Origin of the sequence: Pseudoxanthomonas sp. PXM04, from assembly GCF_014851695.1 — a bacterium.
Classification (GTDB): domain Bacteria; phylum Pseudomonadota; class Gammaproteobacteria; order Xanthomonadales; family Xanthomonadaceae; genus Pseudoxanthomonas_A; species Pseudoxanthomonas_A beigongshangi.
The window spans coordinates 258,404-282,830 of the sequence record NZ_JACVAG010000004.1 but is presented as its reverse complement, the minus strand read 5'-3'; the positions used below and the strand labels follow the sequence as shown (position 1 = coordinate 282,830).

The following is a 24,427-nucleotide window of genomic DNA, read 5'->3' as shown; positions in this document are numbered from 1 at the left end:
CGACCGCCGTTGCGTGATGGTGGAATTATCCGCGCGCCATCGCGGCACGCCTAGGCTGCGGTGGTTTGGCCGGGATATACCTGCGTATATAGGGGATGGCATGGCGCGCGCGCCATGGGCCGCGTACCGGCCATCACATTGACGTTCGTGGCCCGCTTCGACCACGATGGCGCACTTCTCGCCGAAATCCACCCCGCAAGATGGCCACGCCCGACGACGATATCCGCTGGATGCAGCATGCGCTGGCGCTGGCCGAGCGTGCCGAACGCGAGGATGACGAGATTCCGGTGGGCGCGGTGCTGGTGGATGCCGACGGGCAGGTGCTGGGCGAGGGCTGGAACCGCAACCTGGCCGAACACGACCCCACCGCGCACGCGGAGATCGTCGCCATGCGTCGCGCCGGGCAGGCGCTGGGCAACCATCGGCTGATCGGCACGACCCTGTACGTCACCCTGGAGCCTTGCGCGATGTGCGCGATGGCGCTGGTGCACGCGCGGGTGGCGCGGGTGGTCTACGGCGCGGCCGATCCGAAGACCGGCGCCTGTGGCAGCGTGTTCGATCTGCTGACCAACCCGCGCCACAACCATCGCGTTGAAGTGCAGGGCGGCGTGCTGGGAGAAGAAGCCAGCCGTCGCTTGACCAACTATTTCCGCGCCAAGCGCGGCCGCCCGCTCCTGTAGAGCGGAGCTTGCTCCGCTGCTTTCCGCAGCTTGTCCGGGAGGAAAGAGCACCGCGTCAGCGGAGCAAGCTCCGCTCTACCGGCGCTTGACGTGGCGGTGGTCCATTTCCTCGTTGATGGCGGTCACCGCCAGGGTGGATTCACGCGCCAGCAACAGGCTGGCGGCGAGCATCGCCAGGACCCCGACCGCCGCCAGCCAGGTGGGCAGGCTACCCAGCCGGTGTTCGAGGAAGGTGTCGACGGCCACGGCCAGGCTGGTGCCGACGAAGCAGCTGATCGCGGCGTACAGGAGCTGGCCGGCGCGCAGGATGATCAGGCTGCGGCGGCGCTGCAGGCGGATGCGCATCTCGTAGAGCTGGCGTTCGTGCTCGTCCTCGACGTCGACCAGCTCGCGCAGCAGGGTGCGGGCGCGGTCGATGATGCGGGCCAGGCGGTTGTTGGCCGACAGCAGCAGGGAGGCGGTGGCGGTCAGGAAGAACGCGGGCGCCAGCATCGCGGTCAGGACGGCATAGTGCGCGAAATTGTTCATGGGCCGGTCGTGGTGGGCGTCTGCGTTATGATGACATCACGCGGATTTCCCGCAACGCGCCGGATTCCCGGCCTCATTCCCCGACGGACAGGTGCATGACAGCCAGCAACGCGAACAACGACCGACTCATCTGGATCGACCTGGAAATGACCGGGTTGGACACGGGCGGAGACTCCATCCTGGAGATCGCCACGGTGGTCACCGATTCGCAGTTGAACGTGCTGGCCGAGGGGCCGGAACTGGCCATCGCCCATCCGCTGGAGGCGCTGGAAGCCATGGACGACTGGAACCGCAACCAGCATCGCAAGTCCGGGCTGTGGCAGCGGGTCCTGGACAGCCAGGTCAGCCTGGGCCAGGCCGAGGCGCTGACCGTGGCCTTCCTCAACGAATGGGTGCCGGCCAACGCGTCGCCGATGTGCGGCAATTCCATCTGCCAGGATCGACGCTTCCTGCACCGCCTGATGCCGCGGCTGGAGAAGTACTTCCACTATCGCAACCTGGATGTCAGCACGCTCAAGGAACTGGCGCGCCGCTGGGCCCCGCCGGTGCTGGAGGGCGTGCGCAAGCAGGCCGCGCACACCGCGCTCAGCGACGTGCGCGATTCCATCGAGGAACTGCGCCACTATCGCAAGCACCTGGCCGAACTGGCCGGCTGAGGCCACGCTTTTCCCGTCCCTGTGGGAGCGACGTGAGTCGCGATGGCCGCCCCGTTCGGAGAGTATCCGGTCGCGACTTACGTCGCTCCTACATAGGGTAGTTGGCTGTAGGAGCGACGTAAGTCGCGACCCGATAGATCATCAACACCGAACCGCCTTGACCCGGCAAGGCAACCGCGACGGACGGGGACGACGCCCCTACCGCAAACATCTGGCCGAACTGGCCGGCTGAGGCCGCGCTTTTCCCGTCCCTGTGGGAGCGACGTCAGTCGCGATGGTCGTCCCATTCGGAGAGTATCCGGTCGCGACTTACGTCGCTCCTACATGGGGTAGTTGGCTGTAGGAGCGACGTAAGTCGCGACCCGATAGATCATCGGCAGCGAACCGCCTTGACCCGGCAAGGCAACCGCGACGGACGGGGACGACGCCCCTACCGCAAGCACCTGGCCGAACTGGCCGGCTGAGGCCGCGCTTTTCCCGTCCCTGTGGGAGCGACGTAAGTCGCGATGGTCGCCCCGTTCGGAGAGTATCCGGTCGCGACTTACGTCGCTCCTACAGGAGGTAGTTGGCGGTAGGAGCGACGTCAGTCGCGACCCGATGGTTCGTCAACACCGGACTGTCGTCGTCCACTCAGGTAATCGCGACTTACGTCGCTCCCACAGGAACGGGCGGGTCAGGGCGCGGGCGTCACCGGAGGCGCCACATCGCCGTCATCGGCGACGGCGCGGGTGATGAGGTGGGTGAGCGGGGTACCGTCGGCGTTGTGGTGGTAGACATGCAGATCGCGCTGCGGATACGGGATGTTGAGGCCGTGGCCGATGATGTCCGTGCGCACCGCTTCGGTCAGCTGGCTGCGGGCATCGCCGAAATCCTTGGTCTTCACCCACGCCTGCAGGGTCAGGTCGACACTGCTTTCGCTCAGCCTGCTCACCAGCACCAGCGGCGCGGGATCGGCCAGCACCAGCGGGTTGGCCTGCGCCAGCGACAGCAGCACGTCCTTGGCCTGCTTCAGATCGTCGTCGTAGCCCACGCCCACCAGGATGTCGACGCGGCGACGCGGCTTGGCGGTGAAATTGATGATCGGCGCGGTCGTGATCATGCTGTTGGGCAATACGATCAGGCGGTTGTCGAAGGTGCGCAGCCGGGTCTGGAAGATGCGTACTTCCTCGATCACGCCCTCCAGTCCGGCGGCCTGCACGTGGTCGCCGTCGCGGAACGGACGCAGCACGATCAGCATCACCCCGGAGGCGATGTTGGACAGCGAGTCCTTGAGCGCCAGGCCAACCGCCAGGCCGGCAGCGCCGACCACCGCCAGCACCGAGGTGGTGGGTACGCCGATCTTCTGCAGCGCGGCGATCAGCACCACCACCATCATCACCGCGTAGCAGACATTGCGCAGGAAGCCGGCGAGGGTCGCCTCGACTCCGCCGCGGGTCAGCGCGCGGTACACGATCCGGCTGATCCATTTGGACAGCCAGTAGCCGAGCAGCACGATGGCCGCGGCAATCGCCCAGTTGGTGAGCACCGCCATCCAGTCGATCGAACTCCAGTCGAACGCACGGGTGGCGGTGGGCGTGGACGCCGCGGCGGGCGTCTTGGTGGGAAGGGTGATCAGGGCCATGCGGCCCGGATTATGCCGCTTTTCGCTTCGCCAGACGCAGCCAGGTATCGACCACGGTGTCCGGGTTCAGCGACACCGACTCGATGCCTTCCTGCATCAGCCATTCGGCCAGATCCGGATGGTCGGACGGACCCTGGCCGCAGATGCCCACGTACTTGCCCTTGGCGCGCGCGGCCTGGATGGCCATCGACAGCAGTTTCTTGACCGCCGGGTTCCGTTCGTCGAACAGGTTGGCGACGATGCTGGAGTCGCGATCCAGGCCCAGGGTCAGCTGGGTCAGGTCGTTGGATCCGATCGAGAAGCCGTCGAAGATGTCCAGGAACTCGTCAGCCAGCAGGGCGTTCGAGGGCACCTCGCACATCATGATGATCTTCAGGCCCGGCTTGTCGCCAGTAGCGCCATCGCCCTGCTTGAGGCCGTGGCGGGCCAGCACTTCGACCACCTTGCGGCCTTCCTCCAGGGTACGCACGAACGGGATCATCACCCACAGGTTGTCCAGGCCCATCTCGTCGCGGACCTTGCGCACCGCGCGGCACTCCAGCGCGAAGGCCGGCTCGAACGAGGCATCGACATAGCGACTGGCACCGCGGAAGCCGATCATCGGGTTTTCTTCATGCGGCTCGTAGCGGGTGCCGCCGATCAGGTTGGCGTATTCGTTGGACTTGAAGTCCGACAGGCGCACGATGACCGGGTTCGGCGCGACCGAAGCGGTGATGGTGGCGATACCCTCCGCCAGGCGATCCACGTAGAAGCTCACCGGGTCCGCGTAGCCGGCCATCTTGGCGTCGATCTTGCGACGGGTTTCCAGGTCCTGGCGGTCGTATTCCAGCAGCGCCAGCGGATGCACGCCGATGTGGCTGGCGATGATCATTTCCAGCCGGGCCAGGCCGATGCCGGCGTTCGGCAACTGGCCGAAATCGAACGCGCGCTCGGGGTTGGCCACGTTCATCATGATCTTCAGCGGCGCCGGCGGCATGTTGTCCAGATCGGTCGTCGTGCGCTCGAAGGGCAGGGCGCCGTCGTAGATGAAACCGGTGTCGCCCTCGGCGCAGCTGACCGTCACTTCCACGCCGTCGGCGATGCTGTCCAGCGCGTTGCCGGTGCCGACCACCGCCGGCACGCCCAGTTCACGGGCGATGATCGCCGCGTGGCAGGTGCGGCCGCCGCGGTTGGTGACGATGGCCGAAGCGCGCTTCATCACCGGCTCCCAATCGGGGTCGGTCATGTCGGCGACCAGCACGTCGCCGGCCTGCACGCGGTTCATGTCATCCAGCGAGCGCACCACGCGGGCCACGCCGCTGCCGATTTTCTGGCCGATCGCGCGGCCTTCGGCGATGACCGTGCCGCGCTTTTCCAGCGCGTAGCGTTCGATCTGGGTGGCCTTGGCGCGCGACTTCACCGTCTCCGGACGGGCCTGCACGATGAACAGCTTGCCGCTGACGCCGTCCTTCGCCCATTCGATGTCCATCGGGCGGCCGTAGTGTTTTTCGATGACCAGCGCCTGCTTCGACAGCTCCTGCACGTCGGCATCGGAAATGGAGAACTTGCTCCGCAGTTCCGCCGGGGTGTCCTCGTTGCGCACGCGCTCGCCGGGCTTGTCCGAATAGACCATCCGGATCTGCTTGCTGCCCAGGGCGCGGCGCAGGATCGCCGGCTTGCCCTGCGCCAGGGTGGGCTTGTAGACGTAGAACTCGTCCGGATTCACCGCACCCTGCACGACGTTCTCGCCCAGGCCGTAGCTGGCGGTGACGAACACCACCTCGCGGAAACCGGATTCGGTGTCCAGGGTGAACAGCACGCCGGAGGATCCCACGTCCGATCGCACCATCAGCTGCACGCCGGCGGACAGGAACACGTCCTCGTGCTTGAAGCCGTGGTGCACGCGGTAGGCGATGGCGCGATCGTTGTACAGCGAGGCGAAGACTTCCTTCACCTTGTGGACCACGTCATCGGCGCCGGTGACGTTGAGGAAGGTTTCCTGCTGGCCGGCGAAGCTGGCGTCGGGCAGGTCCTCGGCGGTGGCGGAGGAGCGCACCGCGACCGCCACTTCGCCGCCGCCGTTTTCCGCGCAGAGCTGCGCGTAGGCGGTGCGGATGTCCTGATCCAGGTCCGGTTGCAGCGGGGCGTCGATGACCCAGCCGCGAATCTCGCGACCGGCGGCGGTCAGCGCCGGCACGTCCTCGACATCCAGCGTGGCCAGCTTGTCGAAAATCCGCTTGGACAGGTCGTTGTGGGCGATGAACGCCTTGAACGCCTCGGCCGTGGTCGCGTAGCCGCCCGGCACGGACACGCCCAGGCCGGCCAGGTGGCCGATCATTTCGCCAAGCGAGGAATTCTTGCCGCCGACACGGGCAAGATCGGACAGGCGCAACGCATGCAGCCAGAGGATGTTCTCGTTCAAGCGTTAAGCTCCAAAGCTGACCGTGCGCCGCGCCGAGACCATCGGCCGGGCCGTGTCCGTGGGGAAAGAGGCGCTATGATGCTATGCAATACCAATTGCAGACAAGCTTGATCTGAAGGGGGTTTCGTGGTGAATCCGGACCAGGGCGGCCTGGTGACCAGGCCGGTGTTCTACGTCTCCGATGGTACCGGCATCACCGCCGAAACCATCGGTCACAGTCTGTTGACGCAGTTCACCGGTTTCCGCTTCCAGACCGACCGGATTTCCTTCGTGGACGACGAGGAAAAGGCCCGGGACGCGGCCGACCGCATCCGCCGGGCCGGGATCGCGCTAGGGGCCCGGCCGATCGTGGTCAATTCCTGCGTGGATCCGGCCCTGAGCGGGGTGCTGGCCGAGAGTGGCGCCTTGATGCTGGACGTGTTCGCGCCGTTCATCGAACCGCTGGAGCGCGAGCTGGGGACCCCCCGGCAGTCGCGGGTGGGCCAGGCGCACGGCCTGGTCGATTTCGAGACCTACCATCGCCGCATCAACGCGATGAACTTCGCCCTGACCCACGACGACGGCATCGCGCTGGAATACGAGGAGGCCGACGTCATCCTGGTGGCGGTGTCGCGCGCCGGCAAGACGCCCACCTGCGTGTACCTGGCGCTGCACTATGGCGTGCGCGCGGCCAACTATCCGCTGACCGATCAGGATCTGGAAACCGATCGCCTGCCACCGCGGCTGCGTCCTTACCGGCGCAAGCTGTTCGGCCTGACCATCGATCCGGATCGCCTGCACCAGATCCGGCAGGAGCGGCGTCCCAATTCCCGCTATGCGCAGATGGATACCTGCAAGCGCGAGGTCGCCGCGGCCGAGGCGATGTTCCAGGTGGAGCGCATTCCCACCCTGAGCACCACCAACAAGTCGATCGAGGAAATCTCCAGCAAGGTGCTGTCCACGCTGGGGCTGCAGCGCGAGATGTTCTGAGGCGGGGAGGCGGGCCGGAAGGGGCCGGGACGCGCCGCGGAATTCCGGCGGCGGGAAACCTTAACTTAGGCTTCCCGGGCGATGCCGTCAATGCTGCCGCCGGCGCCGGCCAGCGTGTAGCATCGGCCCCATGCAACCTCCCGCCACCGACCGCCAGGCACGCATTCCCAAGCTCAGCCGCTTCGGCTGGCTGATGGCGCTCTATGCGGAAAACCACGTGCGCCTGATGCGGTTGTTCGCGCCGGACCACCTGACCGCGGGAACCTACATTTCCTCGGTCGGCGACGGCCTGGACGTGCGCCTGGAAGTGATCGAGACCCACCGCTACACGGTCGAACTCAGGCTCACCTACGATCTGCGCGATCCGCTGACCGGCGAACCGGATCCTTCCGCCTTCGTGCGCCTGTACCGCGACGCCCACCAGGCCGAGGCCACGCATTGCTACGTCGGCCGCCGCTGGCAAGACGTGATCGGCCTGTACCCGCCGCCGGCGGAAGTGATCAGCCATCGCATGCGCATGAATACCTTCCTGGGCAAATGGCTGGAATACCTGGCTGACCAGGGACATGGCGTGGCGACGTTGAAGGCGGTGGAAACCGCCGCGCTCGACGCGGCCTAGTTCGACTCGGATTGGCCTGCACGTCGAAACCGATTCCTGCGCAGGCGGGCAATGCGGACAAGGCAGCGTGCAACGCGTGCGCGCGTAACGAACCGCCAGTCGTACAACATTCCATTCGCACAGTAAGAACCAGGCGGGTTTCGTCAGCCCGTGCAGAATCTTTCCTTAGCCAGTTTCCCGTTATTCCGGCAACGCAAAAACAATCAGGGCCCGGTTTCCCGAGCCCTGATTGCTTCTTCAAAATTGGCGTCCCCACGGGGATTCGAACCCCGGTCGCCACCGTGAAAGGGTGATGTCCTAGGCCTCTAGACGATGGGGACGCGTTTGAAACTTTGCCGCTTAAATTTTTCTTTCCAGACGGCCTAATGCCTGGAAAGTTGGTGGAGCCAGCCGGGATCGAACCGGCGACCTCTTGCATGCCATGCAAGCGCTCTCCCAGCTGAGCTATGGCCCCACGCGGCGGGAGAAGCGAAATTGTAGGGGGGGCTTTGCCGACTTGCAAGCATCCGTGAAAAAAAAATTTCACGGTGGCGGATTCGGGGTACATCCGGTGGAATAGGGCGCTCGCAGAAACCGGGCGGATCGCAGCATCGTGAGGATTCAGTTCACCATCGCCGAATGGGCCGCCTGGGCGCCCGGACTCGAAACCGCCGAGGCGTGGCGCGAATGGGCGCGCCAGCCGTTTCCGCCCCACGGCGAGGGCACGCCGGCGCTGGGGGAGGTACCGGCGATGCAGCGGCGGCGAATCGATCGCCTGGGGCGGATGGCGATCCAGACCGCCTATTGGTGCCAGCGCGCGGAGGCGGAAGGCATTCCGTTCGTGTTCGCCTCGCGGCACGGCGACGTGGCCTGCTCGGTGGAACTGCTGGAATCGTTGAGCCGTCGCGAAACCCTGTCGCCGACCAGCTTCGGACTCTCCGTGCACAACGCGATCGCCGCGCTGTATTCGATCGTGCGCGGCGAGCGTGGCAACTATCTGGCGCTCGCCGCCGGACACGCCACGCCGGAAGCGGCGCTGGTGGAGGCGGCGGGACTGCTCGGGGATGGTTCGCCCGAAGTACTGGTGGTGGTTTACGACGCCGCGCTGCCAGAGGTGTATGCCGATTTCAGGGACGAACCGGATCCTTTCCACGCCTGGTGCTGGCGGGTGGCGCCGGCGGATCGCGGCGACGGCATCGCCGTGGGACTGGGCTGCGGCGCGGTGCCGGCGGAGGCGGGCGTGCCGGAAGCCGCGGTCCTGCCGCACAGTCTGGAGGTATTGCGATTCGTGCTGGCCGGTTCCGGCACCCTGCGGCATGTGGCCGATGGGCGGCAATGGGAGTGGCGCCACGGTGGGTGACCGCCTGGACCATCTTTGGCGGGTGTTCGGCACCGGCCTGAGTTTCCTGGCCTTCGGTGTCGGCGGGCTGGTGCTGAGGGTGCTGGTGTTCCCGCCGATGCAATGGTTCGTGCGTGACCCGTCGCGCCGGCGGAGGCTGGTCCGGCGCGCCGTGCAGCGCAGTTTCGCCGCGCACGTGGAGTTGATGCGCCGGTTGGGCCTGCTGACCTATGAAATCCGCCATCGCGAGCGCCTGCAACGCGACGGCCTGCTGATCCTGGCCAACCATCCGACCCTGATCGACGTGGTGTTCCTGGTCTCGCTGCTGCCCAACGCCGATTGCGTGGTGAAATCGGCGGTGGCGCGCAATCCGTTCATGCGCGGGCCGGTCCGGGCCGCGGGTTACGTATCCAACGACGATGGCGCCGGACTGGTGGACGATTGCATCGCGGCGGTGAAGGCGGGCGGCAACCTGGTGATTTTTCCGGAGGGGACCCGGACCGTGCGCGGGCAGCCGCCGAAGCTGCAGCGCGGGGCCGCCAACATCGCCGTCCGCGGCCGCCTGGACATCACGCCGGTCAGGCTGAGCTGCACGCCGATGACGCTGGGGAAAGGGGAGAAATGGTATCGTGTGCCCACGCGCCGGTTCCATGTGGTGGTGGACGTTCAGGAAGACCTGCCGATCGCACGGTTCCTGAACGCCGCCGAGTCCGGAACCGGAGGGGACGCGGCAGCCGCCAGGCGGCTCACCGACTATTTGACGCATTATTTTTCTGGAGAGGAAACGCGTGCAGGCACTTGAGCACGAGATCAAGGAATTGATCATCGCCGCCCTGTCCCTCGAGGACATCGGTCCCGATGACATCGATACGGCGGCGCCGCTGTTCGTCGAAGGATTGGGGCTGGATTCGATCGACGCGCTGGAACTGGGCCTGGCCCTGCAGAAGCGCTACGGCGTCAGCCTGTCGGCGGACTCGCAGGAGACCCGCAAGCATTTTTCCAGCGTGCGCGCGCTGGCCGAGTTCGTCGCGTCGCAGCGGGCGGCGTGAAGGGCGCGGCGAGGGGACTGAAATGACCAAGAACGAACTATTCGACCGGATCGCCACGATCCTGCACGACACCTTCGAAATCGATCCGGCGAAGATCACGCCGGAATCGCGCCTGTACGACGACCTGGACATCGACAGCATCGACGCGGTCGATCTGATCGTCCAGCTCAAGCCGCTGCTGGGCCGCAACCTGCAACCGGACGCGTTCAAGACCGTCCGCACGGTGCAGGACGTCGTCGACGTGCTGTATGGCCTGATCCGCGACCAAGCCGCCTGATCAAGGCGCGGCGCGCTCATGGCGAACCGGGTCCGCGCGGCATTGTTCATTGCCCTGTCGCTGGCCTATCCGCTGGTCGTCTACCTGGCGCTGGGCCGGTTCGAGCCGCGCTGGCTGGCGCTCCTGCTGATGGCGCTGGCGCTGCTGCGCGCGCTGGCGACCCGCCAGCCGGTATGGCTGGCGGCGGCGGGCGGGGCGGCGATTCTGGCCGCGCTTACCACGGTGTTCAACGATGCGCTGCCGCTGAAGCTGTACCCGGCGCTGGTCAACGCGGTGATGCTGGTGGTGTTCGCGGTGAGCCTGCGCTTCCCGCCCACGGTGGTGGAGCGGATCGCCCGCGTGAGCGAGCCGGATCTGCCGGCGCGCGCGGTCGCCTATACCCGCCGGGTCACCCAGGTGTGGTGCGTGTTCTTCATCTTCAATGGCGCACTGGCGCTGGCAACGGCTCTATGGACCACGGATCGCGTCTGGGCGCTCTACAACGGCGGTATCGCCTACCTGCTGATGGGCGCCTTGTTCGCGGGCGAGTGGCTGGTGCGGCAGCGCGTGCGGGCGGCGCACCGGCATGAGTGAGTGGCTGCCGCTGGACCGCGTCGCCGTCGATGCCCGGACCGGACGGCGGGTCGGTCCGGATTGGGATCACCCGGCGTTCCGGACCCGGGTACTGGCCTGGCAGGCGGCATTCGCCGGCGCCGGGGGCCGTGACTGGGCGCTGTACTTCGAGGACGCGACCGCCTTCGCCGCGGCCCTGTTCGGCGCCTGGCACGCCGGCAAGCGGGTATTCCTGTGCGCCGACAACCTGCCGGCCACCCGTGAGCGGCTGGCCGGGCAGGTCGATGGCTTCGCCGGCGACTTCGCGGATGGTGGCGTGATGCCCGCCGACGTGATTCCGGACACGGTCCTGGCGCCGCTGGATGAGGCCGCGACCCGGTTGCTGGTGTTCACTTCCGGCAGCACCGGCGAGCCGGTCGCCATCGAGAAGCGGCTGGATCAGCTGGCGCGGGAGGTGGAAGCGCTGGAAGCCGCTTTCGGCGCGGACCTCGGCGCGGCGACGGTACATGGCACGGTGTCCCACCAGCACATCTACGGACTGCTGTTCCGGGTGCTGTGGCCGCTGGCGGCCGGCCGGCCGATCGCGCCGCGTACCTTCTTCCACGAGGACCTGCTGGCCGCCCTGGCCGGGCAACCGGCGTTGCTGGTGGCCAGCCCGGCGCACCTGAAGCGGCTGCCGCAGCAACTGGACTGGGCCTCGCTGGGCGGGCAATTGCGGGCGGTGTTCTCCTCCGGCGGCGCCTTGCCGGCCGAGGCCGCGCTGGAAGCCCGCCGCTGGTTGGGGGTGGCCCCCACCGAAATCTACGGCAGCAGCGAGACCGGCGGCATCGCGTGGCGGCGCTGGGACGACGAGCAACCGGCCTGGCGCGCGCTGCCCGGGGTGGCCTGGCGGGTCCAGGACGGACGCCTGCAGGTGCGCTCGCCGCACCTGGCCCAGGCGCGGGAGTGGTGGACCAGTGAGGACCGGGTACACGCCGACGGAGACGGGTTCCGCCTGCTCGGGCGGGCGGATCGCATCGTCAAGGTCGAGGAGCGCCGGGTGTCGCTGGATGGACTGGAGCGCGACATCGCCGGTCATCCGCGGGTGGCCGAAGCCCGCGTCTGCGTGCTGCCCGGCGCGCGCGACGCGCTGGTGGCGGTGGTGGTGCCCAACGAGGCCGGCTGGGAGTACCTGCGCGAACACGGCCGCCGCGCGCTGTCGCAGCAGCTGTCGCAACATCTGGCCGGCCGCCACGACGCGGTCGCGCGTCCGCGCCGCTGGCGTTACGCGGTGGCCCTGCCGGTCAACGCGCAGGGCAAGGTCACCGAGCGGGCGCTGACCGCGCTGTTCCGGCCCGAGCGTCTGGAACCGCACTGGCGCGTGCGCGAACCGCTGGCCGCCGAACTGGAACTGGATCTGGACGCGGATCTGGCGGTGTTCGACGGTCATTTTCCGCAGGCGACGATCCTGCCCGGGGTGGCGCAACTGGACTGGGCGATCCGGTTCGGCCGCGAAGCCTTCCCGCTGCCGCCGCGGTTCCTGCGCATGGAGGCGCTGAAGTTCCAGCGCGTCGCGCGTCCGGGCGACCGCATCCGCCTGCACCTGCAATGGGCGGCGGAAAAATCGACGCTGGCATTCCAGTACACCTCCGCGCATGGTCCGCACGCCAGTGGCCGGGTCGTGTTCGCGGCGCAGGAAGGACACTGAACCATGTCGGTCGATCGCTTGATGGTGATCATTCCGGTGTTCGACCACGAGCACGCGATTGGCGCGATGGTCACCGGCGTGCTCGCCTCCGGTTTGGACTGCCTGCTGGTGGACGACGGATCCGGTCCGGCCTGCGCCCGGGTGCTGGATGCCTTGGCCCACGCGCATGCGCCGCGCGTGCGGCTGCTGCGGCTGGCGCACAACCAGGGCAAGGGCGGGGCGGTGATGGCGGGTTTCCGCGAAGCCGCGCGGCTGGGCGCCAGCCACGCGTTGCAGATCGACGCCGACGGCCAGCACGATCCCGCCGACATTCCGCGTTTCACCGAGGCGTCGCGGCAGCGACCGCAGGCGATCATCTGCGGCGTGCCCGAATACGACGAAAGCGTGCCCAAAGGGCGCCTGTATGGCCGCTACCTGACCCACGTCTGGGTCTGGATCAACACGCTGTCGTTCGCCATCCGCGATTCGATGTGCGGCTTCCGCGTCTATCCGCTGGTGCCGGTGCTGGCGCTGATGGCGCAGGAACCGATTGGCCGGCGGATGGATTTCGACATCGAAATCATCGTACGGCTGTTCTGGCGCGGCGTGGCGGTGATCAACCTGCCGACCCGGGTGACCTATCCCAGCGACGGCGTGTCGCATTTCGATGTCTGGCGCGACAACGTGCGGATCAGCCGCATGCACGCGCGCCTGTTCTTCGGCATGCTGCGGCGCCTGCCGCGCTGGCTGCTGCGTGGACGGACGGTGCCCGCGTGAGCGCCACCGGACAACCGCACTGGGCGGACATCGCCGAGTCCACCTCGGTGGCCGGTGTGCGCTTCCTGTGCGGCGTGCATCGCTGGCTGGGACGCTGGCCGTTCCGGCTGTGCGCCTATCCGGTGGTGTTCTTCCACTGGCTGGGCAACGCCACCGCGCGCGCGGCGTCGCTGCAGTACCTGCGCCGGCTGCATGCGCACGATCGCGGAGTGTTCGGTGGCGAGCCGGGGAGCTGGCAGAGCCTGCGCCATTTCTTCATGTTCGCCGAGACCCTGCTGGACAAGATCCTGGCGATGGGTCACCGCTATCCCGAACAGCGGGTGATCACCCATCGCGACGTGATGATGGCGATGGTCGCGCAGCGGCGCGGCGGGCTGATCATCACCGCGCACATCGGTTGCCTGGAGCTGTGCCAGGCGCTGGCCGACCGGGTGCCGGGTTTCCGCCTGACCGCGCTGGTGCATACCGCGCACGCGGCGCGCTTCAACCGCCTGCTGGACCGGCTGGACCCGGCCAACGGCGTGCGCCTGATGCAGGTGACCGAACTGGGGCCGGCCACCGCCACGGTGCTGGCCGAACGCATCGCCGCCGGCGAGTTCGTTGCCATCGCCGGCGATCGCGTGCCCTTGCAGGGCGGGCGCAGCGTGCGGGTGCCGTTCCTGGGCCATCCGGCGCCGTTTCCGATTGGCGCCTATGCGCTGGCCTCGGCGCTGGGCTGCCCGGTGTTCACGATGGCTTGCACCCACGCCGGCGATGGTTACGAAGTGCGCTTCGAACCCTTTGCCGAAAACATCCGCCTGCCACGCGGTTCGCGCGACGCGGCGCTGGCCGAACACGCCGGGCGGTTCGCACAATGGCTGGAGCGCCAGTTGGTCGGCGCGCCTTACGACTGGTTCAATTTCTTTCCCTTCTGGGATCAGGTTACGCATGACGCTTCCCCCCGAGAGTGACACCGGCGCGGTCCGGTTCGGCGATGCCCCGTTGCGCATCGAGGACGTGACGGCGCTGGCGCGCCGGCAGCGCGAGGCCCGGCTGTCCGACGACGCCGGTTTCCGCGCGCGCATCGCCCGCGGCGCCGACTTCCTGGATCGCGTGCTGCGCGAGGACGGCGTCATCTACGGCGTGACCACCGGCTATGGCGATTCCTGCACGGTCAACATTCCGCCGGAGCTGGTCGCCGAACTGCCGCACCACCTCTACACCTACCATGGCTGTGGACTCGGCAGGTTCCTTGACGCCGAGGAGACCCGCGCGGTCCTCGCGGCGCGGCTGGCATCGCTGGCGCGCGGCATGTCCGGCGTCAGCCAGGGACTGCTCGACGGGCTGGAGAACCTGCTCCGGCACGACGTGCTGCCGCTGATTCCGGCCGAAGGCTCGGTGGGGGCGAGCGGTGATCTGACCCCGCTGTCCTACGTGGCGGCGGTACTGTGCGGCGAACGCGAGGTCATCCACGCCGGCGTGCGCCGGCCCGCGGCCGAAGCGCTGGCGGAGATCGGCATGACCCCGCTCAAGCTGCGGCCGAAGGAAGGCCTGGCCATCATGAATGGCACCGCGGTGATGACCGCGCTGGCCTGCCTGGCCTGGGAACGCGCCGACTACCTGGACCGGCTGGCGACCCGGCTGACCGCGTTCAACGTGCTCGCCAGCGACGGCAACGCGCACCATTTCGACGAGGTGCTGTTCAACGCCAAGCCGCATCCGGGCCAGTCGCGGACCGCCGCGCGCCTGCGCCGGGACCTGCACAGCGATCGTCCGCCGCGCAACGAGCAGCGCCTGCAGGATCGTTATTCGCTGCGCTGCGCGCCGCACGTGATTGGCGTGCTGGAAGACGCGCTGCCGTTCTTCCGCCAGTTGATTGAAACCGAACTCAACAGTGCCAACGACAATCCGCTGATCGATCCCGAGCGCGGCCAGATCCTGCATGGCGGGCATTTCTACGGCGGCCACATCGCCTTCGCGATGGACGCGATGAAGAACGCGGTCGCCAACCTGGCCGATCTGCTGGACCGCCAGTTGGCGCTGCTGGTGGACACCCGCTTCAACCACGGCCTGCCGTCCAACCTGTCCGCCGCGACCGGCCCGCGCGCGGCTATCAACCACGGCCTGAAGGCGTTGCAGATCAGCGTGTCGGCGTGGACCGCCGAAGCGCTCAAGCTGACCATGCCGGCCTCGGTGTTCTCGCGCTCGACCGAATGCCACAACCAGGACAAGGTCAGCATGGGCACGATCGCCGCCCGCGACTGCCTGCGCGTGATCACCCTGACCGAACAGGTGGTCGCGGCGATGCTGATCGCCGCCCGCCAGGCGGTGGAACTGCGCGCGCGCGCCGGCGGTTCGGCCGTGTTCGGCGAGCAGGCGGCGGCGATGTACGCGGATCTGCGCGACCGCATCGCCCTGGTCGTGGAGGACCGCGCGCTGGACAACGAATTGCGCGCGCTGTGCGGGGACGTGCGCGCGCGGCGCTGGGGCCTGTATGCCGACGCCTGATCTGTCCTGCGAAATCGCGCTGTCGCCAGCCTTCCACGACTGCGATCCGATGCAGGTGGTCTGGCACGGCAACTACTTCAAGTACCTGGAAATCGCCCGCTGCACGCTGCTGCAACGGTTCGACTACGACTATCCGCAGATGCAGGCCTCGGGTTTCCTGTGGCCGGTGGTGGATGCGCGCATCAAGTACATCCGTCCCCTGCGCTATGCGCAGCCGCTGGTGGTGCGCGCCGAAATCGTGGAGTGGGAAAACCGGCTGAAGCTGGAATACGTCATCCGCGACGCCGAATCCCAACAGGTCCTGACCCGCGCCCACACCCTCCAGGTGGCGGTCGAGGCGGCTTCAGGCGAGATGCTCTATGCGTGTCCGCCGGTGCTGTGGGAACGGCTGGGAGTGCAGGTCGAATGAAGCGGTGGTCCGGTTTCCTGTTGTCGTCGGTGCTGCTGCTGGCGGCGGGCGCGTGGCCGCCGTCCGCGCGCGCGGCGGACGATCTGGCGGTGATCCAGCAGCGCGTCGCCCAGGTCGAAGTGTTACGTGGCCAGTTCGAACAGGAAAAGCGCATCACCGGCTTCAAGAACCCGCTGCGTTCGCAGGGCCGGTTCGTGGTCGCTCGGCAGAAGGGGGTGATCTGGACGACGGAAAAGCCGTTCCCGTCCGAGATGGTGATCACCCGCGATCGCATCCTCAGCCGCCAGCGCGACGGCAGCCAGCGGGTCGAGGTGGACGGTCGCGAACAGCCGGCCCTGCGCTCGGTCAACGCGATGATGTTCGCGCTGGTCAGCGGCGATGTCGCCGCGCTGTCCTCGCGTTTCGAAACCCGAGTGCAGGCGTTGCCGGACAACGGCTGGCGGCTGGACCTGAAACCGCGGTCGGCGGCACTGGCCAAGGTGTTCGCCAGAATCGAGCTGAGTGGTGATCGCTACGTCCGCGAGGTGCGGATCGAGGAAGCCAACGGCGACAGCACGCTGCTGCGGTTTTCGGCGCTGAAGGACACGCCGGCCACGCTGGCCGCGGACGAGGCGCGCCGCTTTGACTGAAGGCCTGGACGCGCGGGATCGCCGCTGGCGTTCCGGCTGGCGCTGGCTGGCCCTGCTGTGGCTGCTCGCGGTGGCCGCGGTCGCGGCGCATCAGTGGCGGTTCTGGCAGCACCCGCCGATCGACAGCGACATCCTGGCGCTGTTGCCGCGCGATGCCGACGATCGCGTGCTGGCCGATGCCACCGAGCGCATCGCCGATGCCGGTGCGCGCCAGATCGTGGTGGTGCTGGGCGCGGCCACGCCGGAGCAGGCGCATCGGGCCGAAACGGCGTTCCGCCGTTCGCTGGCCGGCGAGGACGCGGCGCGATTGCCGTTCACCGCGGCCGACAATGCCGCCGACTGGTTTCCGCAGGCGCAGGCTTTCTACGCGCCGTATCGCGATCGTCTGCTGACGCCCGGACAGCGCGTCGGCATCGCCACGGCCGACACCGCCGTGCTGGCGGAACAGGCGCTGGGCGCGCTGTACGGCCCCATGGGCGCACCCCGGTTGACCGAATGGCGGCAGGACCCGCTCGGCCTGTGGCCGCAATGGTGGCAGGCGCGCGCGCGCGCGTCGGGCCTGAGCGTGGGCGAGGACGGCCTGCTGGAAAAGGATGGCCTGCACTGGAGCGTGCTGGCGTTCCAGACCCGCGCCTCGGCGTTCCGGCTCGATGGCGAACGCGTCATCCAGGACGCGCTGGACCGCGCCGGCGCCGCCGCGCGCGCGGCCGAGCCCTCGGTGCGCGTGCTGCGCGCGGGCGTGCCGCTGCACGCCGAGGCGGCGGCGGTGCAGGCCAACCGCGAAATCAACACCATCGGCTGGGGCTCGCTGGCGGCGGTGTTGCTGCTGGTGTGGCTGGCGTTTCGTTCGCTGCGTCCGATCCTGCTGGTGGCCGCTTCGCTGATCATCGGCTGCGCGACCGCGCTGTCGGTGACCGCGCTGGTGTTCGGCCAGGTCCATCTGCTGACCCTGATTTTCGGCGCCAGCCTGGTCGGCGTGGCCGAGGACTACGGCATCCACTGGTTCGCCTCGCGCCAGGGCGTGGCGGCGGAACGGCGCTGGGCTTTGTTGCGCCACCTGTTGCCGGGCCTGTGGCTGGCGCTGGCGACCAGCGCGCTGGCCTATCTGGCGCTGGGGCTGGCGCCGTTTCCGGGCCTGCGCCAGATGGCGCTGTTTTCGGTGGTCGGGTTGGCCGGCGCGTTCCTCACCGTGATCTGCCTGTTCCCGTGGCTTGATGGCGGCCAGGTGCCCGATACCCGTTTCTCGCGGGCGATTGGCCGTTCGCTGGACCGCTGGCCGCGCGCGGTTCGCAGCCGCGGCGGGATCGTGGTGGGCGTGCTGGTGGCCGTGGTGCTGGTCGCCGGCCTGCTGCGCGTGCATGGCGATGACGACCTTCGCAGCCTGCAATCCTCGCCACCGACGGTGATGGCCCAGCAGATCGAAGTGGGGCGGCTGCTGGGGATGCCGAGTCCCGCGCAGTTCTTCCTGATCCGCGCCGACGATGCCGAAACCCTGCTGCAACGCGAAGAGGCGTTGACCGAACGCCTGCGCAAGCTGGAGACCGATGACCGCATCGGCGGCCATCGCGCGATCAGTGACTGGTTGCCGTCGTTGCGCCGGCAACAGGCCGACGCCGTGTTGACCGGACGGGTGGAAAGCGCGGTGATGGCGCAGGTCGGACAGGCGCTGGGCGAATCGCTGGCGCGTCCGGATTTCAGCGCCGGCCCCCTGCGGCCCGAGGCGTGGCTGGCTTCGCCGGTGTCCGCGCCGTTTCGCCATCAATGGCTGGGGCAGGTGGGCGGACAACTGGCCAGCGTGGTGCTGATCGATGACCTGGGACGCGACGGCGCGCTGGCGTTGCTGGAACAACAGGCCGCGCAACTGCCCGGGGTGCGCTGGGTCGATCGCACCGCCGACTTCTCGCGCCTGCTGCGCCATTACCGCCACCTGATGAGTGGGCTGCTGCTGGCCGGCGCGGTGCTGGTGTATGCATTGCTGTGGTGGCGCTATCGCGCCGGCGCCTGGCGGGTGATGGTGCCGACCCTGCTGGCCGGCGCGTTGACCGTCGCGCTGCTGGGCTTGGCCGGCCAGCCGCTGCAACTGTTCAACGTGCTGGCCCTGCTGCTGTTGCTGGGCATGGGCATCGACTACGGCATTTTCCTGACCGAACACCGCGGCGACGCCCGCGCCTGGATGGCGGTATGCATCGGCGCGGCCAGCACCTGGCTGTCGTTCGGGTTGCTGGCGCTGTCGGCGACGCCGGCGTTGCGTGCGTTCGGCCTCACCCTGCTGCTGGGCATCGGCCTGGTCTGGCTGGTTTCACCGTTGTTCCGCCCACCGGCGGCTTCCCCGTCACCTCAAGAGCACGAGTAGCAAGGAATGAAAATCGAACAGACGGAAATCCTGATCATCGGCGCGGGCCCGGCGGGCTCGGTGGCGGCGGCGATGCTGCGCCAGCAGGGACGCCGCGTGCTGATCCTGGAACGCGAGCAGTTCCCGCGCTTCTCCATCGGCGAGAGCCTGCTCCCGCAGAGCATGGAATACATCGAGGCCGCCGGGCTGCTGCAGGACGTGGTGGAAGCCGGCTTCCAGTACAAGAACGGTGCCGCGTTCGTGCGCGGAGAGCGCACCACCCAGTTCGATTTCCGCGACAAGTTCTCGCCGGGCTGGGGCACCACCTACCAGGTGCAGCGCGCCGACTTCGACCACGTGCTGGCCAGGGGCGCGGAGCGGATGGGCGCGGAGGTCCGTTATCGCCACGAGGTGCTGGCCGCCGAACCGGGCGAGCGCCCGCGGGTGACCGTGCGCTCGCCGGAGGGCGAGACCTACCAGGTCGAGGCGGACTTCATGCTCGACGCCAGCGGCTTCGGACGGCTGCTGCCCAAGCTGCTGAAACTGGAATCGCCGTCGAATTTCCCGGTGCGCGGCGCCATCTTCACGCACGTTCGCGACCACATCGCGCAGGATGCCGGCTTTGATCGCAACAAGATCCTGATCACCACCCACCCCGAGCACGTCGACGTATGGTACTGGACCATCCCGTTCTCCAATGGCTGCTGCTCGCTGGGCGTGGTCGCGGAAATGGAATTCCTCAACCGCTATCCGGGCACGGAGCTGGAGCGCCTGCAGGCGATCGTCGGCGAGGATCCCAACCTGACCCGGCTGCTGAAGGACGCGGAGTGGGCGGTGCTGCCGGTGCGCCAGATCACCGGCTACTCGGCCAACGTGAACTCGCTGTGGGGGCCGGGCTACGCACTGCTGGGCAACGCCGGCGAATTCCTGGATCCGGTGTTCTCCTCGGGCGTGACCATCGCCTTCAAGTCGGCGCAACTGGCGGCCGACTGCCTGCGGCGCCGCTACGCGGGCGAAACGGTGGACTGGGAAACCGACTACTCGATACCGCTGCGCGCGGGCGTGCAGACCTTCCGCCGTTTCGTGGAGGCGTGGTATGCGGGCGGCTTCCAGAAGATCATTTTCCATCCTGACCAGCAGCCGGAGATCCGCCGCATGATCTGCTCGATCCTGGCCGGCTACGCCTGGGATACCCGCAACCCGTACGTCGCCGACACCGGCCGCCGCCTGCGCGTGCTGGAGGAACTGTGCGACGCCTGATCGCCCTGTTGGGCATGCTGTGCCTGCTGGCGGCCTGCGCGCACCGCGCGCCGGCACCGGCGGTCGCGTTGCCGCCGCTGCGGCTGGCGCCGGCCGCGCTGGGCAAACCGCTGGCGGTGCAGCAGCGCCTGCATTTCCAGTTCGGCGCCCGGCAACGTGATCTGGATGCGTTGCTGGAAGTGGACGCGCAGGAAGTGCGGCTGGCGGTGCAGGCACTCGGCCAGTCCGGCGTGCGCCTGCAATGGGATGGCCGCGAATTGCACCAGCAACGCGCGCCCTGGCTGCCGCCGGCGGTGCGCGGCGAGCGCGTGCTGGACGATCTCCAGTTCGCGCTATGGCCGCTGGAAGCCGTGCGTGGCGCCTTGCCCGCCGGGTGGCGGGTGGAGGACGATGGCCACGAGCGTCGGCTGCTGCGCGACGGCACCGCCTGGCTGGTGCTGACCCGCGACGCGCCGGACAACCTGCGGCTGCGCAACCTGGCCGAAGGCTACGCGCTGGACATCCAGACCGTGGGCGGAGAGGCCAACCCGTGAACACCGCGCCGGTCTTCCTCAACGAACTCGGCATCACCTGCGCGCTGGGCACCGGCCGCGACGCGGTGGCGACCGCGCTGTTCGCCGGCGATGCGCCCGGCGGCGTGCGCCTCAGCGAAGCGCTCACCCCCGGGCGACCGCTCATGCTGGGCGCGGTGACCGGCGTCCTGCCGGATCTGTCCGACTGCCCGCTGCCGTTGCGCGGACGCAACAACGCGCTGTTGCGCGGCGCATTCACCCAGATCGCACCGGCCGTGGCCGCCGCCATTGACCGATATGGCGCCGACCGGGTGGCGGTGGTGCTGGGAACCAGCACCTCCGGCATCGGCGAATCCGAACAGGCCTTGCCGTTCAAGCACGAACACGGCAGTTGGCCGGCGGGCTTCCACTACGCCCAGCAGGAGATCGGCACGCCGGCGCGGTTCGTCGCCGCCGAAGCGGGCGTGCACGGTCCGGCCTGGACGATATCGACCGCCTGTTCCTCCAGTGCCAAGGCCCTGGCTTCGGGGGCGCGCCTGCTGCGCGCGGGCATCGTCGACGCGGTGATCGTCGGCGGCGCGGATTCGTTGTGCCGCTTCACCATCGACGGCTTCAGCGCGCTGGAATCGGTATCGGCCGCCCGCTGCAATCCGTTCTCGCGTCACCGCAACGGCATCAACATCGGCGAGGGTGCCGCGCTGTTCCTGATGACCCGCGAACCCGGACCGGTGCGGCTGGCGGGGTGGGGCGAAACCGCCGATGCCCACCATATCTCCGCGCCCGAGCCGCAGGGTGTCGGCGCCATCGCCGCGATCGGGCAGGCATTGGCGCGCGCGGGTGTGCAGGCCGACGACATCGACTACGTCAACCTGCACGGCACCGCCACGCCGCAGAACGACGCGATGGAAAGCCGCGCGGTCGCCGCGACGATGCGGCCCGGCACGCCGGTGAGTTCGACCAAGCCGTTGACCGGACACACCCTGGGCGCGGCGGGCGCGATCGAGGCCGGGCTGTCCTGGCTCGCGCTGGCGGCCAATCCCGAGCACCGCCTGCCGCCGCACTGGTGGGATGGCGAAGCGGATCCGGATTTGGCGCCACTGCACTTCGCCGCCCCCGGCGAGCGCGCCGCGCGTCCGCTGCGGCATGTGCTCAGCCATTCCTTCGCTTTTGGCGGCAGCAACGCGGTCCTGCTGCTGGGAGCCGGATGATGAACCTGGACAATGCGCGCCCGTTGCCGGCGGCCGATGCGGCGCATCCGCTGTACGACATCGAACGGGTCATCCCGCATCGCGGCACCCTGCGCCTGATCGACCGCCTGCTGGGCTGGGACGAGGACCGGGTGGCGGTCGAGGTGCGGGTGCCGGCCGACGGGCCGTTCAGCGAGGAGGCCGGCGTGCCGGCCTGGGTCGGGGTGGAGTACATGGCCCAGGCCATTGCCGCCTGGGCCGGCTGTCGCGCCCGCCAGGCCGGCGGCGAGCCGAGTATCGGCTTCCTGCTGGGCACCCGCCGCTATCAGTCGGCCTGGACCCATTTCCCGGCCGGCACCCTGCTGCGGGTGGAGGCGATCCGCGAGCTGTTGGGCGACAATGGCCTGGGGATGTTCGCCTGCCGCATCGAGGCGAACGGGGACGAAATCGCAAGCGCCAACGTGTCGGTGTTCGAACCACCGGACGCGATGGCCTATCTGGAGAACGAGCAAGCATGAGTGGAGACTCGACGGTCCTGGTCACCGGGGCCAGCCGCGGCATCGGGCGCGCGATCGCGCTGCGTGCCGCGCAGGACGGGTTCGACGTGGTGGTGCATTACCGCAGCCGGGTGGAGGAAGCCGAGGCCGTGGCCGCGGAGATCCGCGCGCTTGGCCGGCAGGCGCGGGTGATGGGTTTCGACGTGGGCGATCGCGCCGCCGCCGCGCAGGCGCTGGAAGCCGATGTGGCCGCGCACGGCGCGTACTACGGGGTGGTCTGCAATGCGGGCATCGCCCGCGACAACGCGTTCCCGGCGATGAGCGGGGAGGACTGGGACGCGGTAATCCACACCAACCTGGATGCGTTCTACAACGTGCTCAACCCGCTGACCATGCCGATGGTGCGTCGGCGCAAGCCCGGGCGCATCGTCACCCTGTCGTCGGTGTCGGGCCTGGTCGGCAACCGCGGACAGGCCAACTACAGCGCCGCCAAGGCCGGCATCATCGGCGCGACCAAGGCGCTGGCGCTGGAACTGGCCAGCCGCGAAATCACCGTCAACTGCGTCGCCCCTGGCCTGATCAACACCGAGATGGTGGCCGGCGAGGTCGCCGAGGAAGCGCTCAAGCTGATTCCGATGCGGCGCATGGGACAACCGGAGGAAGTCGCCGCGGTGGTGGCGTTCCTGCTGTCGCCGGCGGCGGCTTACGTGACCCGCCAGGTCATCTCCGTCAACGGAGGTCTGATCGGATGAGCGACGCCCAACAGAAACGCGTGGTGGTCACCGGCGCGGGCACGATCAGCCCGCTCGGCAACGACTGGCCCAGCGTGCACCTGCGCTTGCGCGAGTGCCGCAACGCCGTGCGGCACATGCACGAATGGGACATCTACGAAGGCCTGAACACCAAACTGGCGGCGCCAGCCGCCGAGTTCGAATTGCCGCCGCACTACAACCGCAAGACCACCCGCAGCATGGGCCGGGTTGCGTTGATGGCCGTGCGCGCCACCGAACTGGCGCTGGAGCAGGCTGGTTTGCTGGGCGATCCGCTGCTGGGCAGCGGCAAGGTTGGCGTGTCCTACGGTTCGTCCGCCGGTACCCACAGCGCCATCGGCGACTTCGGCCGGATGCTCAACGAGCACACCACCGAAGGCATCAACGCCACCACCTACCTGAAGATGATGAGCCACACCGCGCCGGTCAACATCGGCGTGTTCTTCGGCCTGACCGGCCGGGTCATCACCACCTCCAGCGCCTGCACCTCGGGCAGCCAGGGCATCGGTTCGGCCTACGAGGCGATTCGCTTCGGCAAGCAGGTCGCGATGGTCGCCGGCGGCGCCGAACAGCTCGACGCCACCGCCGCGGCGGTGTTCGACACCCTGTTCGCCACCAGCGTGCGCAACGACGATCCGCAAAGCACGCCGCGCCCGTTCGACGCCGGCCGCGACGGGCTGGTGCTGGGCGAGGGCGCCTGCACGCTGATCCTGGAAGAACTGGAACATGCGCGCGCGCGTGGTGCCCACATCCTGGCCGAGGTCGTGGGCTACGGTACCAACAGCGACGGCCAGCACGTCACCCAGCCCAGCGCCGACACCATGGCCGAGGCGATGCGCCTGGCCCTGGCCGACGCCGGCCTGACTCCCGACGCCATCGACTATCTCAACGCGCACGGCACCGCCACCGATCACGGCGACATCGCCGAGACCGCCGCGACCGCGCAGGTATTCGGTCCGCGCATTCCGATCAGCTCGCTGAAGAGCTACGTCGGCCACACCCTGGGCGCCTGCGGGGCCTACGAGGCTTGGGCGACCATCCAGATGATGCGCGAGGGCTGGTTCGCCCCCACGCTCAACCTGGAAGCGCGCGATCCGCGCTGCGCCGAGCTGGACTACATTACCGGCGAGGGCCGCGAACTGCGGGCCGAACACGTGATGAGCAACAACTTCGCCTTCGGCGGCATCAACACCTCGCTGATTTTCCGCCGCTGGCAGGAATGACGACCGCC

At 68.4% G+C, this 24,427-nt stretch carries 25 protein-coding genes and 2 tRNA genes; 22 read left to right on the top strand and 5 right to left on the bottom strand.

Translation table 11 applies throughout. The annotated features are described in order from the left end of the window. The first annotated feature begins 200 nt into the window (after positions 1–200). Positions 201–680, top strand: a complete 480-nt coding sequence (gene tadA / locus IB228_RS12090) for a tRNA adenosine(34) deaminase TadA (protein ID WP_192198692.1) — start codon at positions 201–203, stop codon at positions 678–680. Positions 681–755: 75 nt separating this feature from the next. On the opposite strand, the gene IB228_RS12085 is transcribed toward tadA, so the two are convergent. Further along, a complete protein-coding gene (locus IB228_RS12085) occupies positions 756–1,208 on the bottom strand; it encodes a DUF2721 domain-containing protein (protein ID WP_183636655.1) in 453 nt (150 codons plus the stop codon). A 95-nt stretch (positions 1,209–1,303) separates the two neighbouring features. Here IB228_RS12085 and orn point away from each other — a divergent pair, with 95 nt between their 5' ends. Beyond that, positions 1,304–1,864, top strand: a complete 561-nt coding sequence (orn, locus tag IB228_RS12080; RefSeq protein ID WP_192198691.1) for an oligoribonuclease — start codon at positions 1,304–1,306, stop codon at positions 1,862–1,864. Between the two features lie 673 nt (positions 1,865–2,537). Here orn and IB228_RS12075 read toward each other — a convergent pair. Continuing rightward, a complete protein-coding gene (locus tag IB228_RS12075) occupies positions 2,538–3,485 on the bottom strand; it encodes a mechanosensitive ion channel domain-containing protein (protein WP_192198690.1) in 948 nt (315 codons plus the stop codon). Positions 3,486–3,495: 10 nt separating this feature from the next. After that, positions 3,496–5,886: a phosphoenolpyruvate synthase gene (gene ppsA, locus IB228_RS12070; protein WP_192198689.1), complete on the bottom strand. Its 2,391-nt coding sequence runs from the start codon at positions 5,884–5,886 to the stop codon at positions 3,496–3,498. A 150-nt stretch (positions 5,887–6,036) separates the two neighbouring features. Here ppsA and IB228_RS12065 point away from each other — a divergent pair, with 150 nt between their 5' ends. Together IB228_RS12065 and IB228_RS12060 are read left to right on the top strand one after the other, a co-directional pair. After that, positions 6,037–6,855: a pyruvate, water dikinase regulatory protein gene (locus tag IB228_RS12065; RefSeq protein WP_183641052.1), complete on the top strand. Its 819-nt coding sequence runs from the start codon at positions 6,037–6,039 to the stop codon at positions 6,853–6,855. A 130-nt stretch (positions 6,856–6,985) separates the two neighbouring features. Then, the gene (locus tag IB228_RS12060) at positions 6,986–7,474 is read left to right on the top strand and encodes a DUF1249 domain-containing protein (protein WP_141452711.1); all 489 of its coding nucleotides are present in this window, start codon (positions 6,986–6,988) and stop codon (positions 7,472–7,474) included. Between the two features lie 244 nt (positions 7,475–7,718). Here the strand turns inward: IB228_RS12060 and IB228_RS12055 are convergent. Both IB228_RS12055 and IB228_RS12050 read right to left on the bottom strand, forming a co-directional pair. After that, positions 7,719–7,794, bottom strand: a tRNA-Glu gene (locus IB228_RS12055). Positions 7,795–7,852: 58 nt separating this feature from the next. Continuing rightward, positions 7,853–7,928 (bottom strand) — tRNA-Ala (locus IB228_RS12050). A 138-nt stretch (positions 7,929–8,066) separates the two neighbouring features. Here IB228_RS12050 and IB228_RS12045 point away from each other — a divergent pair. From IB228_RS12045 to IB228_RS11960, 18 genes are read left to right on the top strand one after another with little or no spacing between them, the layout of a single operon-like run. Further along, positions 8,067–8,813: a beta-ketoacyl synthase chain length factor gene (locus IB228_RS12045; protein WP_343227074.1), complete on the top strand. Its 747-nt coding sequence runs from the start codon at positions 8,067–8,069 to the stop codon at positions 8,811–8,813. Further along, on the top strand, positions 8,779–9,594 hold the full coding sequence (locus tag IB228_RS12040) for a lysophospholipid acyltransferase family protein (RefSeq protein ID WP_183636643.1): 816 nt from the start codon (positions 8,779–8,781) through the stop codon (positions 9,592–9,594). The genes IB228_RS12045 and IB228_RS12040 overlap by 35 nt, the downstream gene beginning before the upstream one ends. After that, a complete protein-coding gene (locus IB228_RS12035; RefSeq protein ID WP_141452712.1) occupies positions 9,581–9,841 on the top strand; it encodes a phosphopantetheine-binding protein in 261 nt (86 codons plus the stop codon). The genes IB228_RS12040 and IB228_RS12035 overlap by 14 nt, the downstream gene beginning before the upstream one ends. A gap of 22 nt (positions 9,842–9,863) precedes the next feature. After that, positions 9,864–10,118, top strand: a complete 255-nt coding sequence (locus tag IB228_RS12030; protein WP_141452713.1) for an acyl carrier protein — start codon at positions 9,864–9,866, stop codon at positions 10,116–10,118. Between the two features lie 18 nt (positions 10,119–10,136). Next, positions 10,137–10,691, top strand: coding sequence for a hypothetical protein (locus IB228_RS12025; protein WP_192198688.1), 555 nt, complete (start codon positions 10,137–10,139; stop codon positions 10,689–10,691). Beyond that, the gene (locus tag IB228_RS12020; RefSeq protein WP_192198687.1) at positions 10,684–12,357 is read left to right on the top strand and encodes an AMP-binding protein; all 1,674 of its coding nucleotides are present in this window, start codon (positions 10,684–10,686) and stop codon (positions 12,355–12,357) included. Before IB228_RS12025 ends, IB228_RS12020 begins: the two co-directional genes overlap by 8 nt. A gap of 3 nt (positions 12,358–12,360) precedes the next feature. After that, positions 12,361–13,113 carry a glycosyltransferase family 2 protein gene (locus IB228_RS12015; RefSeq protein ID WP_192198686.1) on the top strand — a complete coding sequence of 251 codons (753 nt, stop codon included), beginning with the start codon at positions 12,361–12,363 and terminating at the stop codon, positions 13,111–13,113. After that, positions 13,110–14,063 carry an acyltransferase gene (locus IB228_RS12010; RefSeq protein WP_192198685.1) on the top strand — a complete coding sequence of 318 codons (954 nt, stop codon included), beginning with the start codon at positions 13,110–13,112 and terminating at the stop codon, positions 14,061–14,063. Before IB228_RS12015 ends, IB228_RS12010 begins: the two co-directional genes overlap by 4 nt. Beyond that, a complete protein-coding gene (locus tag IB228_RS12005) occupies positions 14,041–15,600 on the top strand; it encodes an aromatic amino acid ammonia-lyase (RefSeq protein ID WP_192198684.1) in 1,560 nt (519 codons plus the stop codon). Before IB228_RS12010 ends, IB228_RS12005 begins: the two co-directional genes overlap by 23 nt. Next, positions 15,587–16,009, top strand: coding sequence for an acyl-CoA thioesterase (locus IB228_RS12000; RefSeq protein ID WP_192198683.1), 423 nt, complete (start codon positions 15,587–15,589; stop codon positions 16,007–16,009). The genes IB228_RS12005 and IB228_RS12000 overlap by 14 nt, the downstream gene beginning before the upstream one ends. Further along, the gene (locus IB228_RS11995; protein ID WP_192198682.1) at positions 16,006–16,638 is read left to right on the top strand and encodes an outer membrane lipoprotein carrier protein LolA; all 633 of its coding nucleotides are present in this window, start codon (positions 16,006–16,008) and stop codon (positions 16,636–16,638) included. The genes IB228_RS12000 and IB228_RS11995 overlap by 4 nt, the downstream gene beginning before the upstream one ends. Next, positions 16,631–18,991 carry an MMPL family transporter gene (locus tag IB228_RS11990; protein ID WP_192198681.1) on the top strand — a complete coding sequence of 787 codons (2,361 nt, stop codon included), beginning with the start codon at positions 16,631–16,633 and terminating at the stop codon, positions 18,989–18,991. The genes IB228_RS11995 and IB228_RS11990 overlap by 8 nt, the downstream gene beginning before the upstream one ends. A gap of 6 nt (positions 18,992–18,997) precedes the next feature. After that, entirely contained in the window at positions 18,998–20,230 is a 1,233-nt protein-coding gene (locus tag IB228_RS11985) for an NAD(P)/FAD-dependent oxidoreductase (RefSeq protein WP_183636616.1), read from the top strand. Then, positions 20,218–20,763: a DUF3261 domain-containing protein gene (locus IB228_RS11980; RefSeq protein WP_192198680.1), complete on the top strand. Its 546-nt coding sequence runs from the start codon at positions 20,218–20,220 to the stop codon at positions 20,761–20,763. The genes IB228_RS11985 and IB228_RS11980 overlap by 13 nt, the downstream gene beginning before the upstream one ends. Further along, positions 20,760–21,950 carry a beta-ketoacyl-[acyl-carrier-protein] synthase family protein gene (locus IB228_RS11975; protein ID WP_192198679.1) on the top strand — a complete coding sequence of 397 codons (1,191 nt, stop codon included), beginning with the start codon at positions 20,760–20,762 and terminating at the stop codon, positions 21,948–21,950. Before IB228_RS11980 ends, IB228_RS11975 begins: the two co-directional genes overlap by 4 nt. Next, positions 21,950–22,447, top strand: coding sequence for a hotdog family protein (locus IB228_RS11970; RefSeq protein ID WP_183636610.1), 498 nt, complete (start codon positions 21,950–21,952; stop codon positions 22,445–22,447). Before IB228_RS11975 ends, IB228_RS11970 begins: the two co-directional genes overlap by 1 nt. Then, positions 22,444–23,178 carry a 3-ketoacyl-ACP reductase FabG2 gene (locus IB228_RS11965; RefSeq protein WP_141452724.1) on the top strand — a complete coding sequence of 245 codons (735 nt, stop codon included), beginning with the start codon at positions 22,444–22,446 and terminating at the stop codon, positions 23,176–23,178. Before IB228_RS11970 ends, IB228_RS11965 begins: the two co-directional genes overlap by 4 nt. Next, positions 23,175–24,419 (top strand): beta-ketoacyl-ACP synthase, encoded by a 1,245-nt coding sequence (locus IB228_RS11960; protein ID WP_183636605.1) that lies wholly within the window; start codon positions 23,175–23,177, stop codon positions 24,417–24,419. The genes IB228_RS11965 and IB228_RS11960 overlap by 4 nt, the downstream gene beginning before the upstream one ends. The last annotated feature ends 8 nt before the right edge of the window (positions 24,420–24,427 follow it).